Source organism: Paraburkholderia sp., assembly GCF_035656215.1.
Classification (GTDB): Bacteria; Pseudomonadota; Gammaproteobacteria; order Burkholderiales; family Burkholderiaceae; genus Paraburkholderia.
In genome coordinates this window covers 1-8,888 of the sequence record NZ_DASRSY010000332.1, presented here as the reverse complement: position 1 = coordinate 8,888, position 8,888 = coordinate 1, and the positions used below count along the sequence as shown (strand labels likewise).

Sequence of the window (8,888 nt, the reverse complement as noted above, 5' to 3'; positions counted from 1 at the left end):
TTATCCATCTCACACAAGCTCGATGAAGTGGAGACCACGTCACATACATGGAAGTATCGTCCGGCGAATGTCCGGGCGACTTGCGCGGCCCAGTCGATAACTACACGCAATCCTGACTATGGCGAGCCGCCAATGACCGGCGAATAAACTCGTTGCCACCCCGATAGCAGAGCGAAGACGAAGGGAAAGCCGGCGCGAGCAAACAGCCGCACGAGACGCGGTCGCGAGCACGACGGTATACACCCGGAAAAATCGGACTCGAAAGACCGGACTCGAGAGTCCGGCTTACAGACGTGACCTCAAAACCGCGTTTCGCGCGCCACCCGCAAGAAGGTATCGAGCAACGGCGTGCAATCGAGCAACTCCGGTCCGCCCGCGCGATGAAACTCCGGATGCCACTGCACGCCCATCACGAACGGCGCACGCCGAAAGCGGATGGCCTCGATGATGCCGTCCGACGCCGACACCGCCTCGATATTCAGATCCCGGCCAAGCGTCTTGACCGCCTGATGGTGAATCGAGTTGACGATCGCTTCGCGACGGCCCGGGAACATATTGACCAGCGTCGAGCCGTCCGGGAAATGAATGCTGTGCCGATGCTGATCGTAGTTCTCGTTGACATGCGCACCGGCAGTCGGCACATCGGTGGCGATGTCCTGGTACAGGGTGCCGCCGAATGCCACGTTGATCAACTGGCAACCGCGGCACACGCCGAGCACCGGTTTGCCTGACTCGATGAACTCATGCAGCAATTCGAGTTCGTACATGTCGCGCACGCGGTCGCCCGGCCACTCGGGGCTCGTCGCCTGTTCCGCGTACGACTGCGGCGAGACGTCTGCGCCGCCTTGCAGCAGCAGACCGTCGAGATGCTTCGCATAGTCGCGCAAACGGATATTGCTCGGGTGCAGCATGCCCTGATGGCCGACCGTCGGAATCATGAACACCAGCACGTCGCGCGACATCACCCAGTGCGCAATCGATTCTTCGAGGTATTGCAGCGTCTTGCCCCGTAGTCCCTTCGCGCCCGGTTCTGGATGGAAGATGCGCGCCGACACACCGATGCGCAGCGTACGCTGCGTGATCCGTTGGCCGGCGCGATCGAACAACTGACGCGCGCGCGCCGCGATGATGCGGCCGAACACGGTCCAGGCCGAATCGCTTTGTTTCAGATAGCGCGGCGGCGACGGCGGCAGCGCGTTCGGCGGCGGCGGGTTCGATGCAGTGAAGTCCGGCGCGGCGCCGAAACCCGGCGGCGGCGAGCCAGCCGGGCGAGCGGCAGCGACGGCTTCTTCCGCTTTTTCGGTCAGCGCAGCTTCGTCAACCGGTCTACTCAATTCACCGGCGACCGGTTCGCTGCTTTCGAGCGTAGCCGGACGTGAAGCTGGACTTTTGGCGGCAGATCCCGCCTTGCGTGCCGCGCGCTCGCGGACTGCGGCCTCCTGTTGAGCCGTCGACGCAGCCGCGGAACTGCGTGCTTCGGCCGCATCGCGTTGGCGCGCCGTTTGCGGATCGGCGGGAGTGACGGTGGACGCGCTCCCGGGGTTGTCGGTCGACGACCTCACAGCGGCCTCCTCGGCAGCCGGCGATACAGTCGAAGCCGTAGGCGGCGTCACCGCGTCCTTGATCGGAGACTGGACGGAATCTTCGTGGGAGAGCGGTAGCGAGGCCGCGGGCTCAGGCTGCGTGGTGTCGGGCTTCGACGTGCCAGGCGTTGTGCCAGGCGCTGTGCCGGACGTCGTTGCAGGCGTTGAGGACGTTGGCGTCGCCGAAGGCGACGATGGGCTGCCGGGCTTGCCGGCGTTTTCAGGTTTGTTTTCGCTCATGACAGTCAGACAGGCGCCTTCCACGCGAACGAATGAATATGCCCTGATTATCCGCTAGCGCGGCAAGCCCCGCAAACCCGCACACAATTGCTCACATTGTTACAGGTCAAGGGGCAGCGCCATCTACCTCACGGGTCCGGTTGCTCCTCGAAAGTTTCGCGCAAGGCGATCTGCATCGCCGCGTGGATTTTCACGCACCAGCGCCAGACGAGCGCCAGCAGCAAAGCGGCGCAAACCAGCACCACGGTCAGGAGGCCTGTCGGCGGCAAGATGCCACCAGAGAGCGCCGCGACCAGCAAAAACACGCCAACCATCGAGACCACCGGCACCAGGTCGGAGATCGCGTAACGGATCGCACTGGTGAAGCGCCCCGCCGTCGCCGGCTGCACGCTCACCTCGGCGAGCAGCAGCGCCAGCGACTTGGTCTTGCGATAAACCGCCACCAGGAACGGCATCGACAGCACCAGCGCGATGCTCCAGAGCACCACGCGCTGCATCGGCTCGGAACTCATCCAGTGTGCGAGCACGGTGCTGGTGTAAGGCGCGCTATACGACACAGTCAGGAAGATCGCCGCGACCAAAGCAAGATTGATGGCGATCTGCAAAATGATCCGTCGCGTCATGCTGAACAGCGTCGGCTCGCCGGTTCCAGTGCTCAAACTACGCAGCCACTGCCCGTACATGCTGAACCCGTTGGCCAGCGTGCGCGGCATCGCTTGGCCGAGGCGCTGCGTCAGCGGATCCGCGGCGCGAATCAGGTAAGGCGTGAAAAGCGTGGTCAAGGCGGAAACGGCCACCGCGATCGGATACAGAAACGCGCTCGTCACCTTCAAGGTCAGACCGAGCGACGCGATGATGAACGAGAACTCGCCGATCTGCGAGACGGTCATGCCGACCCGCATCGCCGTGCGCCCGTCCTTGCCGGCGAGAAAAGTACCCAGCCCGCACGAAACGATCTTGCCGACGATCACGGCTACCGTAATCACCGCAATCGGCCATGCGTAGTCGACCAGCACGGCCGGGTTCAGCATCAGGCCGATTGTCACGAAGAAGATCGCGGAGAAGGCGTCGCGCAGCGGCGCGATCAGGTGCTCGATCCGATGCAGATGGCGCGACTCCGCCATGATCGCGCCGATCAGGAACGCGCCGAGTGCAATGCTGTAATCGAGCTTCACCACCAGCAGACAGAAGCCGAAACAGAAGCCCAGCACCGACACCAGCAGCATTTCGTCGCTTTTGGCGCGTGCCACGTAGTTCAGCGCGCGCGGAACCACCAGAATGCCCACAACTAACGACACCGTCATGAAGAGCAACAGCTTGCCGAGCGTCACAACGGCGATACCCGCGCTCAACTGCCCCGTCTGTGCAATACCGGAGAGCAGCACCAGCATCGCAATGGCGAGAATGTCCTCGACGATCAGAATCCCAAACACCAGTTGCGCGAAGCTCTCGCGCTTCAGACCCAGCTCGGAAAGCGCCTTGACGATGATGGTGGTCGACGAGATCGCCAGAATCGCACCGAGGAACAACGAGTCCATCGAACTCCAGCCGAACGCGCTGCCGATCTCGTAACCGATCCACAGCATCAGCACGATTTCGGAAAGCGCCGCGACGATCGCCGTCGCACCGACCTTGAAGAGCTTGCGCAGGCTGAATTCAAGCCCGAGCGAAAACATCAGGAACACCACGCCGAGTTCACCGAGCGTCTGGATGGTCTGCTCGTCGTGAATCAGCTGGAACGGCGGCGTGTACGGCCCAATGATCACGCCCGCGGCGATGTAACCCAGCACCACCGGCTGTTTCAGGCGATGGAACAGCACGGTGACGACGCCGGCGAGCGCCATCACGACCGCCAGATCCTGAATAAAGCCGATGCCATGATGCATGGATGCGTCCCTTACAAAAAGTAATGTCTCAAAAACGCAGTGTAACGCACCCGCGTGGCGCATCGAATCGCGCAAACGTCGAAAGGGCTTGGGATTGGCCGGGCCACAGGGCGCAAAGCAGGCCGCTCCAGCCGAAACTTTTTTGACACACTGGACGCCAGTGAAATATCACAATAATATTTGTCGCATATTTTCTTGGGAGTCGAGTGATGCAGCAAGTGTCCTTCAATGTTGTAGATCGTTCCGGCGACAGCCACGCCGATATCGTCGAAGTGAATCGTCTGACGATTGCCGGCTGGGCCGGGCGTGACCAGGCAGCGATCGAGCATCACATCGCCGAACTCGCCGAACTTGGCGTGAAGCGGCCGTCCACCACGCCCTGCTTCTACCGCCTCGGCGCCGAGTTGCTGACGCAGGCCGAGCAGATCGACGTGGTCGGCGTGAAGTCCAGCGGTGAAGCCGAGTGCGTGCTGGTGCGCTCGCAGGCGGGACTGCTCGTCACCGTCGGCTCCGACCATACCGATCGCGAAGTCGAGGCCTACGGCGTCACCGTCTCCAAGCAGGTCTGCCCGAAACCGGTCGCGCGTGAAGCCTGGCGTTTCGACGACGTGGCCGGCCACTGGGACCAGCTTGAACTGCGCGCATTCGCTGTGACAAAAGACGGCGAGCGGCGCATCTATCAGCAAGGCAGCGTCGCCTCATTGCTGCCGGCCGCCGATCTGCTGGAGCGCGCGCCCGTGGCAGAAGGCGCCGCGATGTTCTGCGGCACGCTGGCCGTACAGGGCGGCATCGTCGGGATGGCCGACGGCGACGCGCTGGAACTCGAACTGCACGACCCCATCCTGAACCGCACGCTGCGCCACGCCTACCGCGTGCACGCGTTACCTATCGTCGAATGAGGCACCCATGAATCCCCCTTCGCTATCTGCCGACGCCGACGCGTCTTCCGACGCGTGGCTCGAAGCCGCCGCCCTGCGCAAGATCACCTGGCGCATCATGCCGTTCCTGTTTCTCGTCTACGTGTTGTCGTACCTGGACCGCGTCAACATCGGTTACGCGAAGCTGCAGTTCACCGGCGACCTCGGCCTTTCGAACGCGGCGTACGGACTCGGCGCGGGGATCTTTTTCTTCGGCTATTTCGTGTTCGAAGTGCCGAGCAATCTGCTGCTGAAGAAGTTCGGCGCGCGCGCCACCATCGCCCGCATCACGCTGCTGTGGGGCCTGCTGTCGTGCCTGATGATGTTCGTACACTCGGAAACGATGTTCTATGTGCTGCGCTTTTTTCTCGGCGTCGCCGAGGCCGGTCTGGTGCCGGGCGTGGTGTTGTATCTGACCTTCTGGTTTCCGTCCGACCGGCGCGCGCGGATGGTCGCCGTGTTCATGGCTGCGATTCCGGTGGCGGGCATCATCGGCGCACCGTTGTCGGGCTTTCTGATGTCGGCACTGCATGAAGCACACGGCTTGCGCGGCTGGCAGTGGATGTTCCTGATCGAAGGCATTCCGTCGATCCTCGCCGGTTTCTGGGCGCTCGCCGTGTTGCGCAATACGCCCGCCGAAGCCGCGTGGCTCACCGACGACGAAAAACGCGTGATCCTCACCCGCCTCTCGCGCGAAAACACAGCCGCCGCAGCGGCCGGCGCGGAGCACAGTTTGAAGGTCGCCTTGCGCTCGAGCCGCTTCTGGCTGCTCACGCTGATCTACTTCTGTCTCGTCACCGGCAATGCGGGCTTTTCGTTCTGGCTGCCGCAGATCGTCAAGGACCTCGGCGTGACCAACCTCGTCACGAACGGCTTCGTGACCGCGATTCCCTACCTGGCGGCGGGCATCGGCATGATCCTGATCGGCCGCTCGTCGGATATCACGGGCGAACGGCGCTGGCACTACGCCGTGTGCTGCTTCATCGGCGCGGCGGGCCTGCTCGGCAGCGCCTCGGTGACCAATTCGATTCCGCTCGCCGTCACCGGTTTGTCGATTGCGTATATCGGCATTCTGGCGGGCTTCGGCATCTTCTGGTCGATGTCCACTACGTTCCTGCAAGGCACCGCCGCAGTTGCCGGGATCGCCGTGATCAACTCGATTGCGAATCTGGCCGGCTATGTGAGCCCGTATGTGCTCGGCATCGTCAAGGATGCGACGCATAGCGTGACCTTCGGGTTGGTGCTGATCGCGGGAGCGTTGATCGTCGGTGGGTTGGTTACATTGATGATGCCGCGCGTCAAGGTGCAGCATGCCGCGGCGGTGACGCCGAGCAGCGCCTGATAGGCTGTAATTGCGACGATTGCCGTGCTTGCGTGACGCGAAGATTCCGGCGATTGCTGTGATTCCGGCGATTCCGGCAATCCCAGCGCTTACTGTTATTGCTGTGACGCGCGGCCGGCGCGTCATGCGCAGACAGCGCCGGTGAGCAACCGCCCACCAGGCGCCGTCCTCGCAAAACCTTGCTCTACAATGCGGACGACATTGCCCGCTCCCCTCTTCACATGACGCTTTTGCAGACTGCCCGCCGTTCCAGTGCCCCTCGCGAGACCGCCACGGCAAGCCTCGCCGAGCAGGCGTATGCCTTCGTCAAGCGCGAGATCATCACGATGCGCTTGCGGCCGAGCGAGGTGCTCAACGAAGCGGAATTGATGGTGCTGACCGGCATCGGCAGAACGCCTGTGCATCAGGCACTGCATCGGCTGGTACACGAAGGCATGCTCACCATCATGCCGAGAAAGGGCATCATGGTCCGCCCGGTTTCGCTCGACGATGTACTGGCGATCATCGACGTGCGGCTCGTCAACGAAAGCTACTGCGTCGAACTGGCCGCGCGCCACGCGCAGCAACACGATTTCGACGCGATGCAGGCCTTGCTCGATCGCTCGGAGATTTACGTCGCCGCGCACGATATCGAAGGCATGATGGATATCGACCGCGAGTTTCACCTGGCGATTTCGGCTGCGTCGCGCAACCCTGTCCTGGCCGACATCCTGCGTGGACTGCATGAGCGCTCGCTGCGCTTCTGGTTCATTTCGCTGTCCGAGCCGCATCATCTCGAAGACGTCCACGAAGAACATCTGGAACTGTTTCGCCTGCTGCGCGAACGCGACGCCGAAGGCGCCCGACAGTCGGTGCAAAAGCATATCGAAGCGTTCCGCGCCACGCTCTTCAACCGCATCTGATCGAAGCCGATCGGATGCCGCTAATTAAACGCATTAATTGACCGTACCAATCGACCCCAACCGCGACCTCAACCGGCTTCACTCGGTTCAACCGGATGCTTCCCGACACCATGGCCACTGAATTCACGCCCTTCCCGCCGCTAGCCCAGCTTGCCGCCGACCTCGACGCCGGCCGCACCACCAGCCGCGCGCTCGTTGAAACCGCGCTCGAACGGATAGCCGATCCGGCCGGTCAGGGCGCGGTCGCCTTCATGCATGTCGACGCCGACAGCGCCCGCGCCGCCGCCGATGCGCACGACCGCCTGCGCGCCGCCGGCACCGTCCTCTCGCCGCTCGCCGGGATTCCGGTGTCGGTCAAAGATCTGTTCGATATCGAAGGCCAGCCGACTCGCGCCGGTTCCATCGTGCTGGCCGATGCGCCCGCCGCCAAGGCGGACGCGGTCGCGGTCGCGCGCCTGAAACGGGCGGGCGCGGTCATCGTCGGGCGCACCAACATGAGCGAGTTCGCGTTTTCCGGACTCGGCTTGAACCCGCACTACGGGCATCCGCTATCGCCTTATCACCGTGGCGTGAAGGGCGACGAGCGAATTTCGGGCGGTTCGTCGTCGGGTGCGGCGGCGTCTGTCGCGGACGGCATGGCGGCCATCGCGCTCGGCACCGACACCGGCGGCTCGATCCGCATTCCGGCAGCGCTGTGCGGCCTGACCGGCTTCAAGCCGACCGCCGACCGCATCCCGAAGCAAGGCGGCGTGCCGCTCTCGTCGACGCTCGACTCGTTCGGGCCGATCGGCGTCTCGGTGGCGTGCTGCGCGATGGTCGACCGGATGCTGGCCGGGCTCGAGCCGCGCATCCCGGCGGCCCGGCCGCTCGAAGGCGTGCGCCTGGGCGTTCTGACCAATTTCGTGACGGACGGCGTCGAACCGGCGGTCGCCGCCGCGATCGACACCGCGCTCAAGCATCTGGAAGCCGCCGGCGCGATCGTCAGCGAAGTGCGCTTCGCGCCGCTGGATCGTCTGCCCGAGATCAACCGCTTCGGCTTTTCGCCGATCGAAGCGTATGCATGGCATCGTCCGTTGCTGGAAAAGCACCGCGAACAATACGATCCGCGCGTGCTGGTGCGCATTCTGAAGGGCCAACCCGCGAGCGCAGTCGATTATCTGGACCTGCTCGCCGAACGCCAGGCCATGCTCGACGAAGCCGCGCGCACGCTGTGGCAGCGCTTCGACGCGGTGGTCGCGCCCACCGTGCCGGTGTTGCCGCCGCGCGTGGCCGATCTGATCCACGACGACGACGCCTTTGGCCGCACCAATGCGCTGATCCTGCGCAATCCGAGCGCGTTCAACTTCCTCGATGCCTGCGCGCTGTCGCTGCCCTGCCATCTGCGTGGCGACGCGCCGGTCGGCCTGATGCTGGCGTCCGCGCCGCACACCGATGACGCCTTGCTGGCAATCGGCCGCGGCGCCGAAGCAGTACTCAACGCGATTCGCTGATCGGGCACCGGGCAGACCCTGAGCGGGATTGCGACTTAAAAGCGCGATAAGCGCCAAGGCGGGGGTTCGCGCTAGAATCGCGGGCACCCGCCCTTTCCGTTTCCAGACAGCCACACGATCCATGAATAACGACAATGCGATGCTGCGCCGCGAGCGCTCCCTGCTGGTTCTGCTTGGCCTGATCTGCGTCGGCCTCGTCGCCGGCGCGCTGTATCTGCAATACGAGCTGCACGAAGACCCGTGCCCGCTGTGCATCATCCAGCGCTATTTCTTCCTGCTGATCGCGATTTTTGCGTTCCTCGGCGCGCGTTTCAACAACTGGCGCGGCGTGCGTCTGCTGGAAGTGCTGGCGGCCCTGTCAGCACTGAGCGGCATCGTAACCGCCGCGCGGCACGTGTATGTCCAGGCGAATCCGGGCTTCAGTTGCGGTTTCGACGCGCTGCAGCCGGTGGTCGACAGCTTGCCGCCCGCGCACTGGCTGCCGGGCGTCTTCAAGGTCGCCGGTCTCTGCGAAACGGCCTATCCGCC

Annotated in this window: 7 protein-coding genes; 5 read left to right on the top strand and 2 right to left on the bottom strand. The window is 63.7% G+C overall.

All coding sequences use genetic code 11. The features are described from left to right. Nucleotides 1-299 precede the first annotated feature (299 nt). Nucleotides 300-1,823, bottom strand: a complete 1,524-nt coding sequence (locus VFE81_RS19370; RefSeq protein ID WP_325046138.1) for a gamma-glutamyl-gamma-aminobutyrate hydrolase family protein — start codon at nt 1,821-1,823, stop codon at nt 300-302. A gap of 128 nt (nt 1,824-1,951) precedes the next feature. Further along, complete coding sequence (locus tag VFE81_RS19365; protein WP_325046137.1) at nt 1,952-3,709, bottom strand: cation:proton antiporter; 1,758 nt, start codon at nt 3,707-3,709, stop codon at nt 1,952-1,954. 209 nt (nt 3,710-3,918) lie between these two features. Between VFE81_RS19365 and VFE81_RS19360 the strand changes: the two genes are divergently transcribed. From VFE81_RS19360 to VFE81_RS19340, 5 genes are all read left to right on the top strand, one after another. Further along, nucleotides 3,919-4,608, top strand: a complete 690-nt coding sequence (locus VFE81_RS19360; RefSeq protein WP_325046136.1) for a DUF2848 domain-containing protein — start codon at nt 3,919-3,921, stop codon at nt 4,606-4,608. Nucleotides 4,609-4,615: 7 nt separating this feature from the next. After that, nucleotides 4,616-5,968 (top strand): MFS transporter, encoded by a 1,353-nt coding sequence (locus VFE81_RS19355; RefSeq protein ID WP_325046135.1) that lies wholly within the window; start codon nt 4,616-4,618, stop codon nt 5,966-5,968. Between the two features lie 221 nt (nt 5,969-6,189). Next, entirely contained in the window at nt 6,190-6,870 is a 681-nt protein-coding gene (locus tag VFE81_RS19350) for a GntR family transcriptional regulator (protein ID WP_325046134.1), read from the top strand. A 110-nt stretch (nt 6,871-6,980) separates the two neighbouring features. Beyond that, nucleotides 6,981-8,360 carry an amidase gene (locus VFE81_RS19345; RefSeq protein ID WP_325046139.1) on the top strand — a complete coding sequence of 460 codons (1,380 nt, stop codon included), beginning with the start codon at nt 6,981-6,983 and terminating at the stop codon, nt 8,358-8,360. A gap of 121 nt (nt 8,361-8,481) precedes the next feature. Beyond that, on the top strand, nt 8,482-8,888 hold a 407-nt coding region (locus tag VFE81_RS19340), incomplete at its 3' end, for a disulfide bond formation protein B (RefSeq protein WP_325046133.1).